The 22717-nt window shown below is 64.5% G+C and carries 22 protein-coding genes; 13 read left to right on the top strand and 9 right to left on the bottom strand.

The genetic code is table 11. The features are described from left to right. Positions 1-73: 73 nt before the first annotated feature. Positions 74-1792 carry an APC family permease gene (locus tag ACYQ6W_RS09705; protein WP_459675012.1) on the bottom strand — a complete coding sequence of 573 codons (1719 nt, stop codon included), beginning with the start codon at positions 1790-1792 and terminating at the stop codon, positions 74-76. Between ACYQ6W_RS09705 and ACYQ6W_RS09700 the strand changes: the two genes are divergently transcribed. From ACYQ6W_RS09700 to ACYQ6W_RS09680, 5 genes are all read left to right on the top strand, one after another. Then, positions 1773-2003, top strand: a complete 231-nt coding sequence (locus ACYQ6W_RS09700) for a hypothetical protein (RefSeq protein WP_459675011.1) — start codon at positions 1773-1775, stop codon at positions 2001-2003. The genes ACYQ6W_RS09705 and ACYQ6W_RS09700 overlap by 20 nt on opposite strands. A gap of 75 nt (positions 2004-2078) precedes the next feature. Next, on the top strand, positions 2079-3215 hold the full coding sequence (locus ACYQ6W_RS09695) for an aminomethyltransferase family protein (RefSeq protein WP_459675010.1): 1137 nt from the start codon (positions 2079-2081) through the stop codon (positions 3213-3215). A 26-nt stretch (positions 3216-3241) separates the two neighbouring features. Next, a complete protein-coding gene (locus ACYQ6W_RS09690; protein ID WP_459675009.1) occupies positions 3242-3823 on the top strand; it encodes a dimethylamine monooxygenase subunit DmmA family protein in 582 nt (193 codons plus the stop codon). Continuing rightward, a complete protein-coding gene (locus tag ACYQ6W_RS09685) occupies positions 3820-4785 on the top strand; it encodes a PDR/VanB family oxidoreductase (RefSeq protein WP_459675008.1) in 966 nt (321 codons plus the stop codon). The genes ACYQ6W_RS09690 and ACYQ6W_RS09685 overlap by 4 nt, the downstream gene beginning before the upstream one ends. Before the next feature lie 23 nt (positions 4786-4808). Beyond that, the gene (locus tag ACYQ6W_RS09680) at positions 4809-5849 is read left to right on the top strand and encodes a heme-dependent oxidative N-demethylase family protein (RefSeq protein ID WP_459675007.1); all 1041 of its coding nucleotides are present in this window, start codon (positions 4809-4811) and stop codon (positions 5847-5849) included. A gap of 69 nt (positions 5850-5918) precedes the next feature. On the opposite strand, the gene purU is transcribed toward ACYQ6W_RS09680, so the two are convergent. The 5 genes from purU to ACYQ6W_RS09655 are packed head-to-tail and all read right to left on the bottom strand — an operon-like array spanning position 5919 to position 11113. After that, entirely contained in the window at positions 5919-6773 is an 855-nt protein-coding gene (purU, locus tag ACYQ6W_RS09675) for a formyltetrahydrofolate deformylase (protein WP_459675006.1), read from the bottom strand. A gap of 7 nt (positions 6774-6780) precedes the next feature. Next, a complete protein-coding gene (glnT, locus tag ACYQ6W_RS09670) occupies positions 6781-8088 on the bottom strand; it encodes a type III glutamate--ammonia ligase (protein WP_459675005.1) in 1308 nt (435 codons plus the stop codon). Positions 8089-8139: 51 nt separating this feature from the next. Beyond that, entirely contained in the window at positions 8140-9468 is a 1329-nt protein-coding gene (locus tag ACYQ6W_RS09665; protein ID WP_459675004.1) for an FMN-binding glutamate synthase family protein, read from the bottom strand. Positions 9469-9527: 59 nt separating this feature from the next. Beyond that, positions 9528-10217 carry a protein glxC gene (locus tag ACYQ6W_RS09660; RefSeq protein ID WP_459675002.1) on the bottom strand — a complete coding sequence of 230 codons (690 nt, stop codon included), beginning with the start codon at positions 10215-10217 and terminating at the stop codon, positions 9528-9530. A 2-nt stretch (positions 10218-10219) separates the two neighbouring features. After that, positions 10220-11113, bottom strand: coding sequence for a class II glutamine amidotransferase (locus ACYQ6W_RS09655; protein ID WP_459675001.1), 894 nt, complete (start codon positions 11111-11113; stop codon positions 10220-10222). 144 nt (positions 11114-11257) lie between these two features. On the opposite strand from ACYQ6W_RS09655, the gene ACYQ6W_RS09650 reads away from it, so the two are divergent. From ACYQ6W_RS09650 to ACYQ6W_RS09625, 6 genes are all read left to right on the top strand, one after another. Then, positions 11258-12499: an FAD-dependent oxidoreductase gene (locus ACYQ6W_RS09650; protein WP_459675000.1), complete on the top strand. Its 1242-nt coding sequence runs from the start codon at positions 11258-11260 to the stop codon at positions 12497-12499. Positions 12500-12507: 8 nt separating this feature from the next. Further along, complete coding sequence (locus ACYQ6W_RS09645) at positions 12508-12780, top strand: sarcosine oxidase subunit delta (RefSeq protein WP_459674999.1); 273 nt, start codon at positions 12508-12510, stop codon at positions 12778-12780. Further along, positions 12777-15635, top strand: a complete 2859-nt coding sequence (locus ACYQ6W_RS09640) for a 2Fe-2S iron-sulfur cluster-binding protein (RefSeq protein WP_459674998.1) — start codon at positions 12777-12779, stop codon at positions 15633-15635. Before ACYQ6W_RS09645 ends, ACYQ6W_RS09640 begins: the two co-directional genes overlap by 4 nt. A gap of 3 nt (positions 15636-15638) precedes the next feature. Further along, complete coding sequence (locus ACYQ6W_RS09635; protein WP_459674997.1) at positions 15639-16229, top strand: hypothetical protein; 591 nt, start codon at positions 15639-15641, stop codon at positions 16227-16229. A 136-nt stretch (positions 16230-16365) separates the two neighbouring features. Next, complete coding sequence (locus ACYQ6W_RS09630; protein WP_459674996.1) at positions 16366-16959, top strand: helix-turn-helix domain-containing protein; 594 nt, start codon at positions 16366-16368, stop codon at positions 16957-16959. 2 nt (positions 16960-16961) lie between these two features. Next, entirely contained in the window at positions 16962-17681 is a 720-nt protein-coding gene (locus ACYQ6W_RS09625) for a type 1 glutamine amidotransferase (RefSeq protein WP_459674995.1), read from the top strand. Between the two features lie 15 nt (positions 17682-17696). Here ACYQ6W_RS09625 and ACYQ6W_RS09620 read toward each other — a convergent pair whose 3' ends face one another. Genes ACYQ6W_RS09620 through ACYQ6W_RS09610 form a run of 3 tightly spaced genes read right to left on the bottom strand, consistent with a single transcriptional unit; the run spans position 17697 to position 20808 of the window. Then, on the bottom strand, positions 17697-18515 hold the full coding sequence (locus tag ACYQ6W_RS09620) for a carbohydrate ABC transporter permease (RefSeq protein ID WP_459674994.1): 819 nt from the start codon (positions 18513-18515) through the stop codon (positions 17697-17699). Then, positions 18515-19471 (bottom strand): carbohydrate ABC transporter permease, encoded by a 957-nt coding sequence (locus ACYQ6W_RS09615; RefSeq protein WP_459674993.1) that lies wholly within the window; start codon positions 19469-19471, stop codon positions 18515-18517. Before ACYQ6W_RS09615 ends, ACYQ6W_RS09620 begins: the two co-directional genes overlap by 1 nt. Beyond that, positions 19468-20808 (bottom strand): extracellular solute-binding protein, encoded by a 1341-nt coding sequence (locus ACYQ6W_RS09610; RefSeq protein WP_459674992.1) that lies wholly within the window; start codon positions 20806-20808, stop codon positions 19468-19470. The genes ACYQ6W_RS09615 and ACYQ6W_RS09610 overlap by 4 nt, the downstream gene beginning before the upstream one ends. 142 nt (positions 20809-20950) lie before the next feature. Between ACYQ6W_RS09610 and ACYQ6W_RS09605 the strand changes: the two genes are divergently transcribed. Both ACYQ6W_RS09605 and ACYQ6W_RS09600 read left to right on the top strand, forming a co-directional pair. Next, positions 20951-21568 (top strand): GNAT family N-acetyltransferase, encoded by a 618-nt coding sequence (locus tag ACYQ6W_RS09605; RefSeq protein WP_459674991.1) that lies wholly within the window; start codon positions 20951-20953, stop codon positions 21566-21568. Beyond that, the gene (locus ACYQ6W_RS09600) at positions 21565-22713 is read left to right on the top strand and encodes a Gfo/Idh/MocA family protein (RefSeq protein ID WP_459674990.1); all 1149 of its coding nucleotides are present in this window, start codon (positions 21565-21567) and stop codon (positions 22711-22713) included. The genes ACYQ6W_RS09605 and ACYQ6W_RS09600 overlap by 4 nt, the downstream gene beginning before the upstream one ends. Positions 22714-22717: the final 4 nt, after the last annotated feature.

Raw genomic sequence — 22717 nt, 5'->3', positions numbered from 1 at the left:
TCGACGACGGAAGGGAGAGCGCTCTTCATGGCAAGGCGTGCCGGCAGGTGCCCCTGCCGGCGGAGGCGGGTGGTCAGCCGTGGAAGATCCAGTTGGCGAGGAGCATCACCACGATACCGGCGGCAAGCGTGAGATAGGGCAGGATGCCGGCCTTCCGGCGGGTGAGATCCTGCGCGTTCATGCCGAGATCCTCCAGCATATGGTCCGGGAAGCGACCCTTGTCCTGAACGTAGTGGCGGAAGCAGAAGACCGGCAGGATGAGGGCTGCGGCGATCAAGCCGGCCCAAAGCGCCATGGTGTTCCAGGTTTTTGCACCCGCGCCCATGAAGACGACGTTGACGAAGGAGAGCAGGGCGCCAGCGCCGATGAGCCAGGTGGGGGCTTTCCACGGCCGCTTGATGTGGCCGTTGTCGATCCGGTGGATCCAGCCCGCATTGAGGTTGAAGAAGTTGAAGATAATGTAGCCGACGTTCGACATCGCCAGGATGAAGAAGAAGCTGGTGGCATCGGCCGACGCAATGGCGAGTACGCAGAGATTGAAGCAGAGGTCGGTCCACATCGCCCGCGTCGGCGCGCCGTGCTCGTTCACATGGGTGAGGTAGCGCGGCAGCCAGCCATCCACCGAGCCCTGATAGAGCGTGCGGGAGGAGCCTGCCATGGCCGTCATGATGCTGAGGATCAGCGCCAGGATCATCAGCATGACCATGACGCTGTGCACGAGAGCGCCGCCGCCCACCATGCCGGCCAGCGCACTCGCGACGCCGGAGCCATCGACGATGGGGCCGGCGAGCATGCCATCGAGCCCGAGCACGCCCTGGAAGGTGAAGGGGACGAGGATGTAGAGCACCAGGCAGAGCAGGCCGGAGTAGAAGATCGCCTTGAAGGTGTCGGTGCCGGGGTTCTTGAATTCGCTCGTGTAGCAGACGGCGGTTTCGAACCCGTAGGTTGACCAGGCGGCGATGAACATGGCGCCGAGAATGAGCGTCCAGCTCGCGATGTTCCAATGCCCGGGCGCTGCGGCGCCGGCGCTCGCGAGCGGCACCAGATCACTGAAATTGGCGGTGTGCACCTGGCCTGTCAGAAGCGGGACGATGCCCACGATGAGCATCGGGATGATGACGAGGAGCCCGATGTATTTCTGCACGTTGGCGGTGCCGAGGATGCCGCGATGCTGGATGGCGAAGGTCACCAGCATGATGACGACGCCGATGAAGAAGGTGGCGTTGAGGGAGAAGCTGACCGGCCCGAGGGTATGGGTGAAGAGGGTCCAGTTGCGGATGGCGGGGGTGCCGGCGGCCGTCAGCGCTGCGATGGCGTCGGCCGCCGCCTTACCGGGATGGGCGCCGAGCCAGCTCACCACCTCGGGCGAGGTCGGGGTGAAGACCGGAATGGGCGCGAAGGCGTTGAGGATGTAGGCCGCCGCGATGGAGCAGCCGAGCGACAGGACCGGTGACCAGGCAATCCAGTTGCACCAGACCGACAGCGGAGCGATGAACTTGGAATAGGGAAGCCAGGCGGTTGCACCATAGACGGAGGCGCCACCCGACTTGTTGGGGAAAAGTCCGGCGATCTCGGCATAGGTGAAGGACTGGACGAAGCCCATGAACATGGACACCGCCCACACCAGGAAGGCGAGCTTTCCCGCCATCCCCGCGATTCCCCCGATGGAGAAGAGCACGAGGGCGGGCACGCCGCTCGCCACCCAGAAGGCACCGCGCCAGTCGATGCCGCGTTTGAGCTGAGGTGCCGGTGCCTGCAGGAGGGCATCCGATGTGGTCGTCGTCGCGGTCATAAAAGCTCCCCTCTGGAAAATCCAGCAATCGCAACGGCTTGGAAAAGGTGATTTCGAAGAAAGAAAATTTCTCCTGAGTGAAATGCAAAAAATATTCATGGCAGTCAACAGAAAGCCGCATGAGTCGCCTAATTTTTTCGCAACCGTCACGCTTGCTCAAAAAATGGGCGATCGGGAGATGTTTCCTACTAGACAAAAAACTTTCTTCTGACGAACATTGGCCATCCCTCTCCGGGCCGCTGGCGTTCCGGAGAGCTGCCCGTGCTGCGTTCTGAGGAGGTTCTCGATGACGGTGATGTCCTGGCGACGGTCGCCCCTGGCGGAGCGCCACCGCGCCCTTGGTTCGGCCCTCGAAGACTGGAACGGCATGGAGACGGCCTGGACCTACAGCACCAGCAGTCTGCCGGACCAGCATGAGGCGATCCGCACCCGCGCCGGCATCATGGACGTGTCCGGCTTGCGCAAGGTTCATCTGGTGGGGCCGCATTCGCATCACGTGCTGCAGCGGGCGACGACGCGCGACGTGCGCAAGATCTATCCGGGGCGTTCGGTCTACGCCTGCATGCTCAACGAGGCAGGAAAGTTCACGGACGACTGCATTCTGTATCGCACCGGCCCGAATTCCTGGCTTGTCGTTATCGGTTCGGGCACCGGCTACGAAGAGCTGTGCAAGGACATCATGGGCAAGAATGCTGCCCTGCTCTTCGATGATGACTTGCAGGACCTTTCCCTGCAGGGGCCCTTGGCGGTGGATTACCTCGCGCGCCACGTGCCGGGCATCCGCGAGCTGAAGTATTTCCACCACATGCAGACGACGCTCTTCGGCTGCGACGTGATGATTTCCCGCACCGGCTACACCGGCGAGCGCGGCTACGAGATTTTCTGCCGGGCGCAGGACGCCGTGGCGATCTGGGACCAGATCGTGGCCGAGGGGAAGGAGATGGGCATCATTCCCGTCTGCTTCACCACGCTCGACTGGCTGCGCGTCGAGAGCTATCTGCTGTTCTATCCGTACGACAATTCGCAGATGTATCCTTTCGCGGACGAGGCGCCGGGCGATACGCTGTGGGAGCTCGGTCTCGACTTCACCGTCTCCCCCGGCAAGACCGGTTTCCGCGGCGCGGAGGAGCATTACCGGCTGAAGGGCCGCGAGCGGTTCAAAATCTACGGCGTTCTGGCCGAGACCGATCAGGTCCTGGATGCCGGCGACGCGCTCTATGCGAACGGCGAAAAGGTAGGTGTCGTTACCTGCGGGATGTATTCGCGCTTGACGAAGCGCTCCATGGCGATCGCGCGCATGAGCGTCGCCGCCGCACGCGAAGGCACGCCGCTGGAGGTGCGTGGACAATCCGTCAGCTGTCCGGCGATTGCCCATCCTATCAATTTCGACGACCCGAAGAAGACCAAGCGCACCGCGCCCTGAGGACGGTTGCGATGCTGACGGGAACGATGAAGAGTCGGCCGGTCTATGGCACCTTGACCCCGCGGCCGGGCAATGCCCATCTGCTGGTCGCCGATGCCGAGGGGGCGGCCGCCATTCTCGACATGGCGCCGCGCGCGCCGGCTGGGTTCTTCGACAAGGCCCATATCATCTTCGTGCGAGGCCCTCGCGCCGATTTCCTCGCGCCGCTCGCAGCCCTGCGGCCTCACATCCTGTATGAAGGGGCGAGCGTCTCCGCCGTACTGCCGCGCCTGGCCCAGTCTCTCGCCACCGCACGCATGGGGCTGCAGCTGTATCTGGCCGGGACCGAAGGGCTGATCGGCCAGGCCATGAAAGTGGCGATGGAGCATGGCATCGATCACCATGCGATCGAGACCGAGCATCGCGGTTCGGCGGCGCGCCGCGTGCAATGCGTGCATTGCAAAGGCATCACCGAGGATGTCCGTACCCAGCCGGTGCGCTGTTCTCATTGTGGGGTCATGCTCTTCGTCCGCGATCACTACTCCCGCCGTATCGCCGCCTTTCAGGGCGTCTGCATCGATGCCGAGGAGCCGGGCGCCATCCCGCCGGTGCAGGAGGCCTTCCCATGAGCCTGCGCGCGCCGCTCATTCCCGTGCAGGTCACGGAGATTCTCAGCGTCACGCCGCTGGTCAAGCAGTTCCGGCTGGTGCGGCCGGATGGCCGGGATCTGCCGCGCTTTTCGGGTGGCGCGCATATCGTGGTGGCGATGCAGCACGAGGGCCGCACGCATCGCAACGCCTATTCCCTGATGAGCGACCCGCGGGAGACCGGCACCTATCGGGTGAGCGTGCGGCGTGAAGCCGAAGGCCGCGGCGGCTCGCGCTACCTGCACGATCATCTGAGGGAGGGCATGACCCTCCAGATCAGTCATCCGGTCAATCTCTTTCCGCTGGCGAAGCGCGCCGCGCGGCATCTCTTCATCGCCGGCGGGATCGGCATCACACCCTTTCTGGCCATGATGGCGGAACTGGAGGCAGGGGGGCCGCCCTTCGCCCTGCATTACGCCGCGCGCTCGCGGACGCTTGCGGCCTATGGCGCCGCCCTCGTGGCGCGATATGGCACACGCGTCCACCTCTATCATTCGGACGAGGGCGAAAGGCTTGACCTGCCTGGGGTGTTGTCTCATCAGCCGCTCGGCACCCATCTCTATGTCTGTGGGCCGCAGCGCATGATCGATGCCGTTCTGGCGGAGGCCCGTGCGTGCGGCTGGCCCGAGACGCAGCTGCACCGCGAGCACTTCCTCTCGCCGCCGAGCGGCGAGGCCTATCGCGTGGAACTCGCGCGCTCTGGGAAGGTGGTGGAGGTCGGGCCGCTCGAGAGCATGCTGGAAGCGCTGGAGGCAGCCGGGGTCGATGCGCCATCGCTCTGCCGTGGCGGCGCCTGCGGCCAGTGCGAGACCCGCGTGGTGCAGTGTGACGGCCATCTGCTGCATGCCGACAATTTCCTCAGCGCGGCCGACAAGGCGGCGGGTGCCAAGGTGATGCCGTGCGTGTCCCGTTTCACGGGTCAGCGCCTGGTTCTGGACCTTTAACGGACGGTGGAGACGCGACGACCATGGGCATCCAGTTTCGCCAAGAGACGTTCCGGGATGACTTCAGCTTTCGCAACTCGCCGACCGGGATCCGGCGCTTTCCCTTCCCCTTCGATCGTGACGACTACATGTATGCGGTCAACATCGAGCCGCATGTGAAGGGGCGGCCGGGTTCGGCCTTCGAGAATCTCATCGACGTCGACGAGCACTACATCGCGGAGATGGAAGACCGGGCGATCGTGCTGCGGGAAGATCCACTGCGCTGCCAATCGCTGCCGCATATGGAGACGGCCGGATGGGACTTGCTGGAACTGCTGATGGAGCAGATGGCGGAGGGCTACCCGGAGCATTTCACCCTCCATCGGGAGGGCGACCGTTGGCATTGGATCAACCGGCCTCTCGGCATCGAGGACCGGTTCACCTTCGGGGACGCCGCGACGCTGCCCTATGGCCCGATGGAATACATCACCCGCCAGTCCCAGGGCGATTTCGCGCTCCTCGATCAGCGGGACGACAATCTGTGGATGGATGCCGGGATCGTCACCACCCAGGCGGACTGGTCTCTCGACTTCGACATCGGCATGAACTTCATGGAATGGCATGCCCCCGTGCCGCGCGCGCATGAGATGGGCGTGTTCGACCGCGCCTTGAAGTTCATGCTGGCGCTGCGGCAAGGCCAGCCGATGCGCCGCTTCAACTGGACGATGACGATCAATCCCAGGCTGGATACGAGCCCGGAGAACTACCACAAATGGGGCATCGACCGGGCGAGCGTGACGCCGGAGAATGTCGGCAACAAGGTGCATCTGCGCGTCGAGCTGCAGAGCTTCTGGCGCCTGCCACGGTCCAACGCGATCGTCTTTCCCATCCGCTGCTATCTGCTCAAGCTCGAGGAGCTGGTGACCGTCCCGAAATGGGCGCGGCGCATGCACCGCGTCTTGCGCGATCTTCCGAGCGATCTTGCGGATTACAAGGGGCTTACGCGCTGGCGGCCCACCGCCGTCGCCTATCTCAGCCAGTTCGATGATGGGGCACCCACCAGCCCGGGCACTGCGCCGGACTAGCCGGCAGGGCCGGTGGCCACCAGAGCTGAGGTATCCGGCCAATCCGCTGGCCGGATACCAGTTCTGGGCTCAGTAGAAGACGACGGTCTTGAGACCGTTCAGAAGCACGCGCCGCTCCACGTGGTATTTGACGGCGCGGGAGAGGACGCGGGATTCCGTATCACGCCCGATCGCCACCAGATCATTCGCCGACAGAGCATGGGTAACGCGCTGCGTCTCCTGCTCGATGATCGGCCCCTCATCGAGATCCGGCGTCGCGTAATGCGCGGTGGCGCCGATCAGCTTCACCCCGCGCTCATGCGCCTGGTGATAGGGCTTGGCGCCCTTGAAGCTCGGTAGGAAGGAGTGGTGGATGTTGATCACATGACCATAGAGCTTGCTGGCCAGATCGTTCGACAGGATCTGCATGTAGCGGGCAAGTACGACGAGATCGGCCTTGCTCTCGATATAGAGCTCGTAGAGCTTCTGCTCCTGCTCCGCCTTGTTCTCCTTCGTCACCGGCCAAAGGTAGAAGGGGATGCCGAGCGCTTCAGCCGTGGCGCGTGAATCGTCATGATTGGAGACGATGGCAGCGACCTCGGCCTGCAGCCAGCCCAGCTTGATGTCGTAGAGCAGCTGCTGCAGGCAATGGTCGAACTTCGACACCATGATGATGAGGCGGGGTTTCCGCCCCGCATCGGTCAACACCGGCGTCATCTCGAAACGGGTGAAGACGGGGCTGAGGACGGTTTCCACCGTCGTCCGGTCGACGCTCTCCGGCGTCACGAAGGCAATGCGCATGAAGAAGCGGTTGGTCGACCGATCCCAGAATTGCGCGCTCTCTCCGATGTTGCCGCCGATATCGGCAATCGCCGTCGTCACCGTGGCCACGATGCGGGGCCGATCCTGGCAGTAGAGGGTCAGAACCCAGTTTGTCTCGCTCATCTTCGGCTCAGATGTCCAAGGTGGTGTCGCGTTCCCATTGCGTGAAATGGGCGGTGTAGCTGTTCCATTCCTGCATCTTCATCTTCGCGTAGGCCGTAGAGAAGGCGCAACCCAGGGCCGCCCGCAGGCTCTCGTCGGCCTCGAAGGCGCGTAGCGCATCGAGCAGGTTGAGCGGCAGTTTCGGCGCATCGGTGACCGTATGGCCGAGTTGATACATGTCGATGTCGTAGCGCTTGCCCGGATCGGCCTTGGAGGCGATGCCCTCGAGCCCGACGGCGATGATGACCGCTTGCAGCAGATAGGGATTGGCCGCGCCATCCGGCAGCCGCAGTTCGAAGCGGCCGCGGCCCGGCACGCGCACCATATGGGTGCGGTTGTTGCCCGTCCAGGTCACGGTGTTCGGAGACCAGGTGGCGCCGGAGACGGTCCGTGGTGCGTTGATTCGCTTGTAGCTGTTGACGGTGGGGTTGGTGATGGCGGCGAGCGCTTCGGCGTGCTTCATGATGCCGCCGAGGAAATGATAGCCCTGCGACGACAGGCCCATCTCGTCACTATCGTCGAAGAACATGTTGGTGGTACCGTCCATGTCCCAGACCGACATGTGGACGTGGCAGCCATTGCCCGTGAGGGTGGGGAAGGGCTTCGGCATGAAGGTTGCCCGCAGGCCGTGCTTCTCGGCCACCGAGCGCACCATGAACTTGAAAAAGGAGTGGCGGTCCGCGGTCACCAGGGCATCGTCGAAGGCCCAGTTCATCTCGAACTGGCCATTGGCGTCCTCATGGTCGTTCTGATAGGGCTGCCAGCCGAGTTCCAGCATGTAGTCGCAGATCTCGGAAATCACGTCGTAGCGTCGCATCAGGGCCTGCTGATCGTAGCAGGGCTTCGTTGCATTGTCCTTCAGGTCGGAAATTGCGAGGCCGTCTGCGTCGATCAGGAAGAACTCCGCTTCGACCCCGGTCTTGACACGCAGGCCGAGCGCCGCGGCATCACCGACCAGCTTCTTCAGCACCACGCGCGGCGCCTGCGGCACGGGTGCGTCGTCCATGACGCAGTCCGCCGCGACCCAGGCGACGTCCTTGCGCCAGGGCAGCTGGATGCAGGCGGCGGCATCGGGGAGGGCGAAGAGATCGGGATGTGCTGGCGTCATGTCCAGCCAGGTCGCGAAGCCTGCGAATCCGGCGCCGTCCTTCTGCATCTCGGCAATGGCGGAGGCTGGCACCAGCTTCGCCCGCTGCGCGCCGAACAAATCCGTATAGGAGATCATGAAGTAGCGGATACCGCGCTCTTTTGCGAAGCTGGCGAGATCAGTGGACACGGAAGCTCCTCTTTGGGGACGGGAAGGGGTGGGAAGCGGCAGCGGCAGGCGTCAGTATTGCGTCTGACCCGGAATCCAATCGGTGCCGGCGAGCGGCACGCGTGCCATCGCCGCGGCTTCGACGGTGAGCGCGCAAAGATCTTCGGGTTCCAGATTGTGCACGTGGTTCTTGCCGCAGGCGCGCGCGATGGTTTGCGCCTCCAGCGTCATCACCTTGAGATAATTGGCGAGCCGCCGCCCAGCCAGGACGGGATCCAGCCGCTTCATCAATTCCGGATCCTGGGTGGTGATGCCCGCGGGGTCGCGCCCCTCGTGCCAATCGTCATAGGCACCGGCAGTGCTGCCGAGCTTCTGGTATTCCTCTTCCCAGGTCGGATCGTTGTCACCGAGGGCCACGAGCGCTGCCGTGCCGATGGAGACGGCATCCGCGCCGAGCGCCAGCGCCTTGGCGACGTCCGCGCCATTGCGGATGCCACCTGAGACGATCAGCTGCACCTTCCTGTGCATGCCGAGATCCTGCAGGGCCTTCACCGCCGGGCGAATGCAGGCGAGCGTCGGCATGCCGACGTTTTCGATGAAGACTTCCTGCGTCGCGGCGGTGCCGCCCTGCATGCCGTCCACGACGACGACATCGGCGCCTGCCTTCACCGCGAGGGCGACGTCGTAGTACGGCCGGGCGCCCCCGACCTTCACGTAGATCGGTGTCTGCCAGTCGGTGATCTCGCGCAGCTCGATGATCTTGATTTCGAGATCATCGGGACCGGTCCAATCCGGATGGCGGGAGGGCGACCGCTGGTCGATGCCTTTGGGCAGCGTCCGCATGGCGGCGACGCGATCGGTGATCTTCTGGCCGAGCAGCATGCCACCGCCGCCGGGCTTGGCGCCCTGGCCGACGACGATTTCGATCGCATCCGCCTTCAGCAGATCTTCCGGATTCATGCCGTAACGGGACGGGAGATACTGATAGACCAGGGTCTGGGACTGGCTGCGCTCCTCCGTGGACATGCCACCGTCGCCGGTGGTGGTGGAGGTGCCGGCGGCGGTGGCGCCACGCCCGAGCGCTTCCTTGGCATTGGCGGAGAGGGACCCGAAACTCATGCCCGCGATGGTGATGGGAATCTTGAGGTGCAGCGGCTTCTTGGCGAAGCGATCACCGAGCACGACGTCGGTGCCGCAACGCTCGCGATATCCCTCCAACGGATAGCGGGACATCGAGGCGCCCAGAAACAGCAGATCATCAAAATGCGGCAGCTTGCGCTTCGCGCCGCCGCCGCGAATGTCGTAGATGCCGGTCGTCGCGGCGCGGCGGATCTCAGAGAGCGTGTAGTCGTCAAACGTCGCGGATTTGCGCGGTACGGTCGTCGGGTTTTTGAACGTCATGGGATCACAACTGCCTGTTTGACCGGGAGAGGAAGGGAGCAAGGTCCGCGTCAGCGCCGTCAGCCATAGGCATCCGCATGGTCAATGCTGAAGTTGTAGAGCTTGCGGGCCGATCCGTAGCGCGTGAATTCCTCCGGCCGCACGTCGGTGATGCCCGCCTTGGCCAGAAGCTCCTCCAGAAGGGTCAGATGCTCGGGCCGCATCTCCTTCGCGATACAGTCCGCGCCGAGGCTTTTGACGGCGCCCCGGACGAAGAGCCGGGCTTCGTAGATCGAATCGCCGAGGGCATCCCCCGCGTCGCCGCACACGACGAGATTGCCGGCCTGCGCCATGAAGGCAGACATGTGGCCGATATTGCCACGCACCACGATGTCGATCCCCTTCATCGAGATGCCGCAGCGCGAGGAGGCATTGCCTTCGATCACCAGGAGGCCGCCCTTGCCGGTGGCCCCGGCATATTGGCTGGCGTCGCCTTTGACGATGACGGCGCCCGACATCATGTTTTCGGCGACGCCCGGCCCCACGGATCCGTTGACGGTGATGCGCGCCTGCCGGTTCATGCCGGCGCAGTAATAGCCAACACTCCCTTGAACCGTGATGTCGACGGGCGCGTTCACCCCGACGGCGACCGCATGCGCCCCGCGCGGGTTGATGATCTCCCAATCGGTGTCGTTGCTGCCTGGCGCGATTGCGTGCAGCGCCTGGTTGAGGCTGCGCAGCCCGGTTTCGGCGAGGTCGACGATTGGCATGCTCAGCGCTCCCAGAAGTAGACGGTGGCGGGTTCCGGCTCCCACACACGGGCTTGCGCGATTTGGGGCAGGCCCGCGAGGGCGCGATATTCCGACCCGAAGGCGACGTAATCCTCGGTTTCGGCCAGCACGGCGGGCTTGCAGGCGATCGGGTCTCGCAACACGCCGAAGCCGTTCTTCGTGCCGACGACGAAGGTGTAGAACCCATCGAGATCGCCGAGGCTCCGCTCGAGCGCGCCACCGAGGCTCATGCCGCGATCCATCTGATGGGTGAGGTAGGCGGCGGCGACCTCCGTGTCGTTCGCGGTCTCGAAGCGCAGGCCTTCGCGCACCAGCTCCCGGCGCAGATTGGCGTGGTTGGACAAGGAGCCGTTGTGCACAAGGCACTGGTCGGCACCGGTGGAGAAAGGATGCGCGCCCATCGTGGTGACGGCGGATTCGGTTGCCATGCGCGTATGGCCGATGCCGTGGCTGCCCGTCATCTCGGAGAGCGCAAAGCGCCGCGCGACCTCGGTGGGGTAGCCGACTTCCTTGTAAATCTCGATACGTTCGCCGGCACCCATGACACGCAGCGTGGGGTAGCGGGTGTGCAGAACCTCCCGCGCGCGCGGCACCACTGTGCTCGCCATCTGCAGCACGGCATGGGTGTCCCGCATGCGCAGTTGCACCGGCGTGCCGAGCGCGCTGCTCAGGGCGTCAGCGAGGCCGTGAAAGACGGATGGATCGTCCGATTGCACGGTAACCTTGGTGAGGCCTGATTCACCCGCGCCATAGATCGCGAAGCCCGCACTGTCGGGGCCTCGGTCGCACATCGTCGCCAGCATGTCGGACAGAAGATGGCCAAGCTCGGGTTCCAAATCCCTGTCCTTGAGGAAGAGGCCGACGATTCCGCACATGGTTCACCCTTCGCACTGCAGCACGATGCCTCGAACCCGTAACACGGTGCCGGCGCGGTTTCAACATGAAGAAAGAAAAATTCCTATTGAGAAAGATGGCGGCCTGTAGCACCTTGGCGACCTCCTTCTCGGCTGTCGGATCTCATGCCTCTGGCTCTTCTGAAATTCGGGCTCAATCCCCGGCATCGCGATGCCCCGCATTTCCGCTGGCAGAGCGAGCTCAAGCCTCGCTACGACGTCGTCATCATCGGCGCGGGTGGCCACGGCCTGGCGACCGCCTATTACCTCGCCGCGCGGCACGGCATTCGCGATATCGCCGTGCTGGATCGGGCATGGCTTGCCGGCGGCAATACGGCGCGCAACACCACGATCATCCGGGCGAATTATCTGACGCCCGAAGGCGTCGCCTTCTACAAGGAATCGGTCGAGCTGTTCCGCGGCCTCTCCAGCGAACTCGACATCAACATCATGTATTCCGAGCGCGGGCATTTCACCCTGGCTCACACCGATGCCGCGATGCGCACGGCGCGCTGGCGGGCGGAGGTGAACAAACATCTCGGTGTCCATTCGGAAGTGATCGATGCGGCCGAGGTTGGGCGGCTTTGTCCGGTCATGAACATGTCCGACCAGGTGCGCTACCCGATCCTGGGCGCGCTCTACCATCCGCCGGGCGCCATCGCCCGGCACGATGCGGTGGCCTGGGGCTATGCGAAGGAGGCGATGCGGCGCGGCGTCGAGGTCCATCCGGCGACCGAGGTGACGGGCATCCTCACCGAAGGCGGCCGCGCCATTGGCGTGGAGACGAGCCGCGGCACCATTCATGCCGGCCGCGTGGTGCAGGCGGTGGCCGGCGCCTCCTCCCGCGTCGCGCGGCTCGCCGGGCTGAGGCTGCCGATCAAGACCATTCCGCTTCAGGCCTGTGTCTCAGAGCCTGTCAAACCGATCCTCGATCAGATCGTCGTCTCGGGATCACTCCATGTCTATATTTCGCAGAGTGCGCGTGGCGAGATGGTGATGGGGGGTGCGACAGACCCTTATGGTCTCTATTCCACGCGCTCTACGCTCGACTTCAAGGAAGGGTTGATGAGCCACATGCTCGAACTCTTTCCCTTCATGGCGGAGCTGAGAGTGCTGCGCCAATGGGCCGGGATGGCGGACATGACCCCCGATTTCTCCCCAGTGATGGGGCTCACGCCGCTCGAAAACTACTACATCGATTCCGGCTGGGGCACCTGGGGCTTCAAGGCCACGCCCGTCTGTGGCTTCCGCATGGCGGAATGCATTGCAACAGGCCGCCAACCCGATCTGCTCAAACCCTTCGCCCTCGATCGGTTCAAGACCTTCGATCTCGTGGGAGAGAAGGGCGCGGCCTCGGTCGGCCACTGAGACACATCATGAAGCTGATGACCTGCCCGCTCAACGGCCCGCGCAACATCTCGGAATTCGTCTGCGCCGGCGATGTCAAATCCATTCCGGATCCGGCGACGTGCGGCGACGATGCTTGGGTGGATTACCTCTTCCTCGAAGACAACATCGCCGGTGAGGTCGACGAGTGGTGGTTGCACGTGCCAAGCACAAATTGGTTCATCGCGCGGCGCAATACGGTGACCGACGAAATCCTATGGACCAAGACGGTGGGCGCCTATTTCGCGGAGAAGGCGCCATGAGCGGCGCGGCACGGCTGGGTGCCGGATGGGGGCTGCTGATCGACCAGCAGCGCCCGCTCTCCTTTTCCTTCGATGGCGAGACCTATCAAGCCTATGAGGGAGATGTCATTGCGTCCGCCCTCTGGGCTGCCGGCCGTTCCGTGATCTCCCGCTCCTTCAAATATCACCGCCCTCGCGGGCCGCTGACCATGGCCGGCCATGACGTCAACAGTCTCGTCCAAGTCGGGGTGGAGCCGAATGTGCGGGGCGACCGCCATCGCGTTTCCGCCCATATGGCGGTGAGGTCGATCAACCGGCTCGGGCGGCTCGATCATGATCTGCTGGCTGCGATCGGGCTCTTTTCGCGCTTCCTGCCGGTTGGCTTCTACTACAAAACTTTCTTCCGACCGCGCGGCGCCTGGGCCTTCTTCGAAAAGCCGATTCGCGCGCTTGCCGGTCTCGGCCGGCTCGATCCGAAGGCGCCGCATGGCTATTTCGACAAGGCCTATCTCTTCTGCGACGTGCTGGTGGTGGGCGGCGGTCCGGCGGGGTTGCATGCGGCCATCGCCGCGGCTGAAACAGGTGCCGATACGCTGCTGATCGAGGAATGGCCGGAAGCCGGTGGCTCGCTGCTCTTCGGCCGCGTCAATGGCAGCCGGGCGGAAGCGGAGGCGCGCCGTGCGCGCTTGCTGAAGCGCGCGGCGGCCTTGCCCAATCTCCGTTTGATGAAGGAGACGGTGGTGAGCGGGCTTTTCGCCGATCATTGGGCGGCGGCTTTGCGCGGCAACCGGCTCTACAAAATTCGCGCCGAACGCACGGTGCTCGCGACCGGCGCCTATGACCAGCCGCTGGTTTTCAAGAACAACGATCTGCCCGGGATCATCTTCGCCGATGCCGCGCAGCGGTTGATGCGGCTCTATGGCGTGCGACCAGGGACAAGAGCCGTGGTGGCGACTGCCAATCGCTTCGGTATCGATGCTGCGCTCGACCTACTCGATGCCGGGGTGGAGGTGGCGGCAGTCATCGATCTCCGCCCTGCGGCGCCGCCCGAGGAAACGGCCCCGCTCGCCGGGCGGGGCGTGCGCATCGTCGCGGGCGCGAGCCTGAAGGCCGCGCGGGGCAAGGCGCGGGTGCAGGCGGTGGCCGTGCAGCATGCGGTTGGCCGCACGGAATGGATTGCGTGCGATACGGTGGTGATGAGCGTGGGTTATACGCCGGCGCTCAATCTCGCCTGTCATGTCGGCGCACGCGCGGTCTATGATGACGCAACTGCCATGCACCGGGCGGTGGGGCTGCCGGCTGGGCTTGCCCTTGCCGGGTCCGTCGCCGGCATCTGGGCCGATGATCTCATCGCGGCGCAGGCAGACGCCGTCGGCCGGGGCAACGACGCGCCGACGCCCGCAAACCCAGGGCAGACCGTCACCCACGCCTGGCCGATCGCCGAGGCCGCCGAGCATCACGGCAAGGCCTTCGTCGATTTCGACGAGGATCTCGTGGTGGGAGACATCACTGGTTCGGTCGCCGATGGGTACGACGATATCCAGCTCGTCAAACGTTATTCGACCGTGGGCCTCGGTTCCAGCCAGGGGCGGCACGCCAATCTCAACACCATCCGGCTGGTCGCGCGTGCCACCGGCCGCAGCCTGGAAGCGGTCGGCACCACAACCTTCCGACCACCGCTGGTGCCCGAGAAGTTCGGCCATCTCGCGGGACGCAGCTTTGAGCCGACGCGGCTGACGCCGATGCATGCGCGGCATGTCGAAGCCGGCGCGCAGATGATGCCGGCCGGGCTTTGGCTGCGTCCGGCATATTATGGCGCGCGTGCCGATGCAGCCATGGCGATTGCGGCTGAGGTGCGCGCGGTGCGCGAGGCGGCCGGCATGATCGATGTCTCGACATTGGGTGGTCTCGAGATCAGGGGACCGGATGCCGCGGCCTTTCTCGACCGGGTCTACACCTTCTCTTTCGCCAAGCAGCCTGTCGGACGGGCGCGCTATGCGCTGATGGTGGATGAGACGGGCGTCATGATCGATGACGGTGTCGCCTGCCGGCTGCACGAGCGCCATTTCTACGTCACGGCCACCACCAGCGCGGTCGATCAGGTCTATCGGCTGATGACCTTGTGGAATCAGCGCTGGCGGTTGGACGTCGACATCGCCAACGTCACCTCTGCCTATGCCGGGCTCAACATCGCCGGCCCGCAATCCCGCGCGGTGCTGCAAAGCCTGGAGGCGGACATCGATCTTTCGGCTGCGGCTTTCCCCTTCATGGGCGTGCGCACCGGCCATGTCGCGGGCATTCCGGTGCGGGTGCTGCGCGTGGGCTTCGTCGGTGAACTGGGCTTCGAGATCCATTGCCCGGCCCGGTTCGGCCTCGCCCTCTGGGACAGGCTGGCAGAGGCTGGCAAGCCTTTCGGCCTCAAACCCTTCGGCGTGGAGGCGCAGCGTGTCCTGCGACTGGAAAAGGGACATATCATCATCGGCCAGGATACGGACGGGCTGACCAATCCGCTCGAGGCCGACATGGGCTGGGCCTTGTCCAAGACCAAGCCCTTCTATCTCGGCAAGCGCTCGATCGAGATGCAGGCGGCGAAGGGCATCACCCGCAAGCTCGTGGGCTTTGCGCTGGTGGACCCTGCGGCGCCCATGCCCAAGGAATGCCATCTCGTCATCGCAGGAGGCGAGATCGCCGGGAGAGTCACCTCCGTCACCCGTTCGGCAGCCTTGGGCAAGGTGATTGGTCTCGCCTATGTGCCGGCGGCGACCAGCAGCCCCGGCACGCGGTTCGAGATTCGGACCGACGGCGGCCACATGGTCATCGCCGAGATCGTTCCCCTGCCTTTCTACGACCCAGCGAACACGCGGCAGGAGATGTGACGCATGGCGGGTGAGCTGGCCATTGTCGATCTTTCTTCGTTGCCGCGGCTGGGTTTCAAAGGGCGGGACACGATCACCGCCATGCAGGCGCGGGGTGTGGCCGTGGAGCCGCAGCCCAACCACGCCTTCCGGCAAGCCGATGGCAGCCTCTGCCTCGTCCTCGGCGCCGGGGACGTCTTCCTGCTCGGGGCGCTTGCGGAAGAGAATGCGGTCCTCGCCGATCTGGAAGCGGGCTGGAGCATGGAGGATGAGACGCGGTGCTATCCGCTGCCGCGCCGAGATAGCCATGCCTGGTTCGCGATCGAGGGCGCGGCCGCGCCGGACGTCCTCGCGAAGCTATGCGCGGTGGATTGCCGGCTGCACCGCTTTGCCGATCTCACCATCGCCCAGACCTCGGTTGCCCGCCTCAGCACCGTCGTCTTGCGGGCCGACCGCGAGGGCCGGCCTTGCTTCCACCTCCTGTCCGATAGCAGTGCGGCTGCGTACATGCTAACCTGCCTGCTCGATGCGGCGGAGGAATTCGGAGGAGGCCTGGCTGGGTTTCAAACGCTCTTCCGCCCGGCTTCCCCGGGAGAGCGCGACGGCTATGGCTAGACAGAGAAAAACCGACAACGAGGCCTCTCTGGCGGATGCGCCCGCCCCGCCAATCCCCTCTGCGCATTCAACCGGCGTTTCAGCTCCGCTCAACCCCACCCTCGGCAAATTCAGTGGCCAGGACCCGCATGGGCTGGTGGGCGCCCGCGATGCGATCCTGGAAGTCGCGATTGGCCGGGAGGTGCGGGCCTGCCGGACACGGCTCGGCATCACGGTCGCCGACCTAGCGGCGGCGGCGGGACTGTCCTTGGGCATGTTGTCAAAGATCGAGAACGGCATGACCTCGCCGTCGCTCACCACGCTGCAGGCCCTGTCCAAAGCCCTGGGCGTTCCCATCACCTCCTTCTTCAAGCGCTATGAAGAACAGCGAGAGGTTATCTTCGTCAAAGCAGGCGAAGGGCTAGCGATCGAACGGCGCGGCACGCGCAACGGCCACCAATACCATCTGCTGGGCTATACAGGTGACCAGACGTCGGGCGTGGTTGTGGAACCTTATCTCATCACGCTCACCACCGAGTCGGACGTATTCCCGCTCTTCCAGCATGCCGGGAAGGAGTTCCTCTACATGCTGGAGGGTGAGGTGGTGTACCGCCATGCCGACAAGCGCTACACCATGACGCCGGGCGACAGCCTGTTCTTCGATGCGGATGCACCGCACGGTCCGGAGGAGATGGTGAAATTGCCGATCCGCTTTCTCTCCATCATCTCCTATCCGCGTGGCGAGGAGTAGCCGTGCGCATCCTCGTCTTTCAGCATCTGGACGTCGAGACACCGGGGGTCTTCGGTGAATTTTGGCGGGATGCCGGCCACGAGGTGAAGGTCGTTGCCCTCGATGCCGGCGAGCCCATCCCGGATCTGGCGCCCTTCGACATGATGGCGGTGATGGGCGGCCCGCAGGATGTCTGGCAGGAAGACATCTATCCCTGGCTCGGATCAGAGAAGGCGGCGATCCGGCAGTGGGTGCGCGCGATGGCGCGGCCCTATTTCGGAATCTGCCTGGGCCACCAACTTCTGGGCGCGGCGCTCGGCGGCCGCGTCGGCCCTATGGCGGAACCGGAGGTCGGGCTGGTTCCGGTGACACTGTCGCCGGACGGGGAGACGGATGCGGCCCTCGCGGGCTTTCCCGCGCGCTTCGACAGCCTGCAGTGGCATGGGGCGGAGGTCACGCAGTTGCCGGAGGGGGCTGCGGTGCTCGCCTCCAGCGGAGGCTGTGCGGTTCAGGCCATGCGCTGGGGCCGCCACGCCTATGGCATTCAGTATCACTGCGAGATTCTCGATCAGACGATCGCAGACTGGCAGCGTATTCCCGCCTACAAGGCGAGTCTGGAGCATGCCCTCGGTGCTGCCGGCGCGCGCGACCTCGCGACGCAGGTCGTTCCCAGACTGCCCGCGTTCCGGCGCATGGCGTGCCAGCTCAACGACAACCTCATGCGCCTGATTATGGCCGCCTGACGGCGTGCCGGCGGGTCACTTGACCGCGCCTGCCGTCAATCCGGTGATGAGCCGTCGCTGGAACAGGAAATAGACCAGCACGATGGGAACCAAGGTGATGACCGCACCGGCCGTCAGTACCGGGATGTTCACCGTATAGCGGCTCTGGAAGAAGAGCAGGCCCGTCGGCAGGGTGCGCACGGAATCATCCGTGACCAGCACCAGCGCCATCAGAAACTCGTTCCAGGTCCAGATGAAGAGGAAGAGCGCCAAGGTGGAGGCCGCGGGCATGACGAGCGGCACCAGCACGCGCCACAGCACGTCCCGCCGCTCCGCACCATCGAGCAGGGACGCTTCAACGAGCTCCAGCGGCACCTGGCGGAAGGCGCTTGCCATGAACAGAGTGCCGAAGGGAATGGATTGCGCAATCTGGGGAATGATCAAGGCCCAGTAGGTGTTGAGCAGATCAAGGGCGCGCAACTCGTACCACAGGGGGATGATGAAGGCTTCCGTCGGCAGAACCATGCCGAGGAGGAGGATGATCGTCAGGCCGCGGCGGGCCGGAACGCGCAGATAGGCGAAGGCGAAGCCGGACAGGATTGAGAGCAGCATGCTGGGCAGCAGAACGCCCACCACGACGATGAGGGAGTTGACGAAGTAGGTCGAAAACCGGCCCTGCTCCCAGGCTGTCACGTAGTTCTCGAAATGCAGATGAGCCGGAAAGGCGAAGGGGCCTGCGAAGACATCGGCCTCGCTCTTGAGCGAGGTCATGATGACGAGGGCGAAAGGCCCGATGGTGAGCAGCGCGAAAATCCCGAGCAGGAGCCGGGGGGTCAAAGCAGGACGTCGGGTCATCAGCGGTCTCGGAGCAGGACGAGGATGCCCTGGTTGACGATCAGCACCAGCACGGTGCCGATGACCGCGACGGCCGCGGAATAACCGAAGGCGCCGAGACGGAAGCCGTTCTCGTACATGTAGATGCTGGTGACCAGGGTGCTGGTGCCCGGGCCGCCGCGAGTCATGACGAAGATGAGATCGAAGGCCTTGATGCTGGCGATGACCGTGAGCAGCAGCGTGATGCGGATTTCCGGCACGAGGCCAGGCAAGGTGATGTAGCGCAAAACCCCGAGGCGCGTTGCGCCATCAAGCTCCGCCGCCTCGGCCAGGTGCGGGTCGAGGCGCTGCACGCCGGAGAGAAGCAGCACCATGCAGAAGCCGCAGAAGGACCAGGTCGCGACGAAGCCCACCGCCGGCAGCGCCGCATCGAAGCTACCCAGGAAGGGGATGGCCCAAGACCCGAGGCCGACTTGGCGCAGGCTTTGCGCGATCGGCCCGAAGGCAGGGTTGTAGAGCCACTGCCAGACGATCCCGACCAGCGCCATGGGAAGCACGTAGGGGAGGAACAGCAGGAAGCGGAAGGCCGTGCGCTCGGGCGGGGTGACGGCGCCGATCGCGGCCGTCAGCAGCAAGCCGAAGGCGAGCGGCAGGACGGCGTAGAACAGAACGAACACGGCATTGTTCTTCAGCGCGCTCCAGAACTGCGGGTCTTCGGCCAGACGCAGGTAATTGCCGAGTCCCACGAAATGCGGCCAGGACAAGCCATCCCAATTCGCGAGGCTGAGAAGGAGGGAGGCGAGGATCGGCAGGAAAATGAACAGGCCATAGATGAGCGCCGATGGCAGGATATAGGCGGCGCCGATACCGGTGGAGCCGCTCAGCAAGCGGATCGCTGCTTGATGCGTCTCGGTCGCCTCGCCTTTCCCCGGCCGGCGCTGGCGCCGACCGGGCGTCACGGATGCGGCCGAGGTCACTTCTTGGCCGTCTTCGCGAGATAGGCTTGGTAATCCGCATCGGCCCGATCGACGAAGGCGGCGGGGGTGATGCGGCCCGCGAGCACTTCAGGAAGTCCCTGGCTCAAGGTGTTGAACATGGTGGGCGTCGCCCAATCGAGATAATGCCCGAGGGCGTTGTCGCGGTTCAGTTGCCCCCAGGCCGCAAAGATGTCCGTCAGCAGGGGGTTGAGCTTCACTCGCTCGGGGTGGTCGAGCGGCTTGTCCGGCAGGAAGCCGGCATTCGCCCAGGTCTCTGCCGCCTGCTCCGACAGCATGAAGTCGATATATTTGGCAGCGAGATCCATCTCCGCTTGGGTTTTCGCGATGCTGGTGATGCTGTAGGCGAGATCGGTGCCGCCTTCGACCAGCGGGGTGGGCACGGCGGCGAGGTGCGGCACCTCGACGAAGCCGATGTCCGGATTGCCTTTGAGGAGACCGGCGTACCAGCTGCCGGAGATCATGAAGGCGGCCTGGCCCTGAAGGAACAGGGTTGCCGCATCATCGCGGGAAATGCCCTGATAGCCGGGGAAGAAGTAGCCCTTGTTCTGCCAGTCTAGCAGGGTATTGGCGGCCCAGAGGAAGCTCGGCCCCTTGAAGCTGCCGCGGCGGCCGTAGATGAGGTCATCCTCGACCATCCGATCGGAGGCCGGCACGTTGAGCTGCTGCAGGATGGCGAAGATCTGCATGGCGCCGACGCCATCGCCATCGCCGATCATGATGGGCACGAGGCCCTTCGCCTTCAGCTTTGCGAGATCGGCCGTGAACTCGTCATAGGTCTTGGGGACGGTCAGGCCGGCGTCCTTCAAAATCTTCGCATTGTAGTACAGCCCGACCAACTCGCCGAGCGGGGCGATGCCATAGGTTTCGCCCGTGCCGAACTCATGGGTCTTCGACCACTGGTTGCGTTGCAGGGAGCTGGTGGAGACGCGATGGTCCCAGCCATATTGCTTGAACCAAGGGTCCAGCGGCCGCAGCAGCCCGTTCGCCACGAGCACGCCCATGTCGCCGGGCCCTTGATTGGTCTGCATCACCATGGGCCCCTTGCCGGAGGAGAGCACGAGCTTCGCGGTGAGCGTGATGTCGTCATAGCTGCGGGCGGTCCGCTGAACGGTGACGCCCGGATTGGCCTTTTCGAATTCGGAGATCAAGGTCTGCACCACCGCGCTGCGCTCGGCCTCGGGGTAGTTGTCCCATACGCTGACGGTGGCGGCCGAGGTCGCGCCCAGGGGCAAGGCCGCCATCAGCAGGGCCGCGAGGCTGGTGGCCGCTAATCCGTGCCGCGAGCGGGATGTGCGGTTGGAGAGGCGCAGACGCATGAAGACCTCCGTTCTTGGTTGCGGCCCACGCTCTCAACCGGCGGGCGCTTGACTTACTTTATTCGATAGTCGAAGAAACTACGGACGCTTGTCAATGGAAATGCTCGGCGAAGCGCGGCAGAGAGAAGAAGGAGCCCCAGGGGTGGACATCCGGAAGGCACGACCAGACGATCGGCAGGCCCTGTTCGACATCTGCCTGAAAACCGCACGCGCCGGGCAGGACGGGACCGAGCTTTACACGCTGCCGGTGCTGCCGGGGCTGTTGTGGGCCGTTCCCTATCTCGAATTGGAGCCTGATCTCGCCTTCGTCCTGGCCGAAGGGGAGACGGTGTTCGGCTATGTGCTGGGAACGGCGGATAGCGAGCGCTTTCGCGCGCGACTGGACAGCGAATTTCTGCCACCCTGGCGGGAGAGGCTGCGCGATTTCGTGCCGGTGACACCGCAGGACGTGAGCGTGATGGAGCGCATCCGCGATGTCGAACGCACGCCTGCCGAGATCACGGCGGGTTACCCCGCGCATCTGCACATCAACCTTCTCCCGGCGGCTCAACGCAAGGGGTTTGGCCGGCGCATGATCCAAACCGAGCTTGCGGCGCTGGCCGAGGCGGGGGCGCCCCGCCTCCATCTCGGCGTCAGCCTCGGCAACGATGCCGGCCTTGCCTTCTATGGTTCGCTCGGCTTCACGGAGATCAGCCGCAGCCACTGCATCTATCTGGGACGGAACACGGGCACAGGCGCCCCGCGGGAGGCCACGCCATGAAAGTCGCCATCATCGGTCTTGGCTTCCGCATGGCGTCGGTCGCGCGCTGCTTCCTGGCCGCCGACCCCGATTTCAAGATCGTCGGCTATCATGACCCGTCTCCCTCGGGCTTGCCGGAACTGGCCGCCCTCGGCATCGATACGGGCGTCGCGCATGATGACGTCGACAGCCTGATCACGGCCGGTGGCTTCGATCTGTTGATGGTGGGCTCGCCCAATCATCTCCATCTCGAGCATATTCGTGCAGGGCTCGATTACGGTGTCCGCGTCTTTTCCGAAAAGCCGGTCGTCACCACCGAAGCGGACAGCCTGGAGCTTGCGTCCCTGCTGCGCCAGCATGGCGAAGACAGCGTCATGGTCGGCCTCGTGCTGCGCTACGCGCCGCTCTATGTCGATCTGCGCCGGGCGCAAGCCGCGGGCATGCTGGGGGAGGTCGTCTCCATCGAGGCTTGCGAGCACATCGCGACCTATCACGGCGCCTTCTTCATGCGCGACTGGCGCCGCTACCAGAAATATTCCGGCAACTACATGCTGGAGAAGTGCTGCCACGACCTCGACCTTTATCAGGGGCTCGTCGGGTGCCGGCCGATGCATGTCGCGAGCTTCGGCGGTCGGCGCAGTTTCATTCCGGAAAACGCGCCGCAGCGGCGCGGCGTCAATGATCTCGACGTCTACCACCGCAAGCCCGTCGGCTGGGAGGAGACGCGCAACGTCTTCGACAGCGACGCCGACATCGTGGACTATCAGACGGCGATCCTGGAATACGCCAACGGCGTCAGCATGGCCTTCCATTGCAATCTGAACGTGCCGGACGAGTTCCGCCGCTTCTGCGTGATCGGCAGACGGGGTCAGGCGGAGGGTGATTTCGTCCGCAACTATTTCCGCGTGACGGATTCGCATTCGGCCCGCCGCCTGATCGACACCTCCTACCAGCCTGCGGAAATCGGTAGCCATTACGGAGCGGACGAGCAGATGGCCCGTGACATCTTCCGCCACATGAACGGCGAGCTCTCTCTGCCGGTGGGGGTGATCGACGCGCTGGAGGCCGGGCTGACCGCAATCAAGATCGAGGAAGCGCGCGTCACCCGCCGCATGGTTGATCTGACGGATACCTGGGCACGCTTCGATGCGGCCTTAGGGCGCTGATGGG

The organism is Acidisoma sp. 7E03 (assembly GCF_054665075.1).
Note: the sequence above shows the minus strand (reverse complement) of the source record. Positions and strands in the feature narration are given on the sequence as shown.

Coding starts and splice junctions, on each gene's coding strand:
- ACYQ6W_RS09705 (WP_459675012.1), bottom strand. CDS start 1,792: ATGACCGCGACGACGACCACATCGGATGCCCTCCTGCAGGCACCGGCA.
- ACYQ6W_RS09695 (WP_459675010.1), top strand. CDS start 2,079: ATGACGGTGATGTCCTGGCGACGGTCGCCCCTGGCGGAGCGCCACCGC.
- ACYQ6W_RS09690 (WP_459675009.1), top strand. CDS start 3,242: ATGAAGAGTCGGCCGGTCTATGGCACCTTGACCCCGCGGCCGGGCAAT.
- ACYQ6W_RS09685 (WP_459675008.1), top strand. CDS start 3,820: ATGAGCCTGCGCGCGCCGCTCATTCCCGTGCAGGTCACGGAGATTCTC.
- ACYQ6W_RS09680 (WP_459675007.1), top strand. CDS start 4,809: ATGGGCATCCAGTTTCGCCAAGAGACGTTCCGGGATGACTTCAGCTTT.
- purU (WP_459675006.1), bottom strand. CDS start 6,773: ATGAGCGAGACAAACTGGGTTCTGACCCTCTACTGCCAGGATCGGCCC.
- ACYQ6W_RS09665 (WP_459675004.1), bottom strand. CDS start 9,468: ATGACGTTCAAAAACCCGACGACCGTACCGCGCAAATCCGCGACGTTT.
- ACYQ6W_RS09660 (WP_459675002.1), bottom strand. CDS start 10,217: ATGCCAATCGTCGACCTCGCCGAAACCGGGCTGCGCAGCCTCAACCAG.
- ACYQ6W_RS09655 (WP_459675001.1), bottom strand. CDS start 11,113: ATGTGCGGAATCGTCGGCCTCTTCCTCAAGGACAGGGATTTGGAACCC.
- ACYQ6W_RS09650 (WP_459675000.1), top strand. CDS start 11,258: ATGCCTCTGGCTCTTCTGAAATTCGGGCTCAATCCCCGGCATCGCGAT.
- ACYQ6W_RS09645 (WP_459674999.1), top strand. CDS start 12,508: ATGAAGCTGATGACCTGCCCGCTCAACGGCCCGCGCAACATCTCGGAA.
- ACYQ6W_RS09640 (WP_459674998.1), top strand. CDS start 12,777: ATGAGCGGCGCGGCACGGCTGGGTGCCGGATGGGGGCTGCTGATCGAC.
- ACYQ6W_RS09635 (WP_459674997.1), top strand. CDS start 15,639: ATGGCGGGTGAGCTGGCCATTGTCGATCTTTCTTCGTTGCCGCGGCTG.
- ACYQ6W_RS09620 (WP_459674994.1), bottom strand. CDS start 18,515: ATGACCCGACGTCCTGCTTTGACCCCCCGGCTCCTGCTCGGGATTTTC.
- ACYQ6W_RS09610 (WP_459674992.1), bottom strand. CDS start 20,808: ATGCGTCTGCGCCTCTCCAACCGCACATCCCGCTCGCGGCACGGATTA.
- ACYQ6W_RS09600 (WP_459674990.1), top strand. CDS start 21,565: ATGAAAGTCGCCATCATCGGTCTTGGCTTCCGCATGGCGTCGGTCGCG.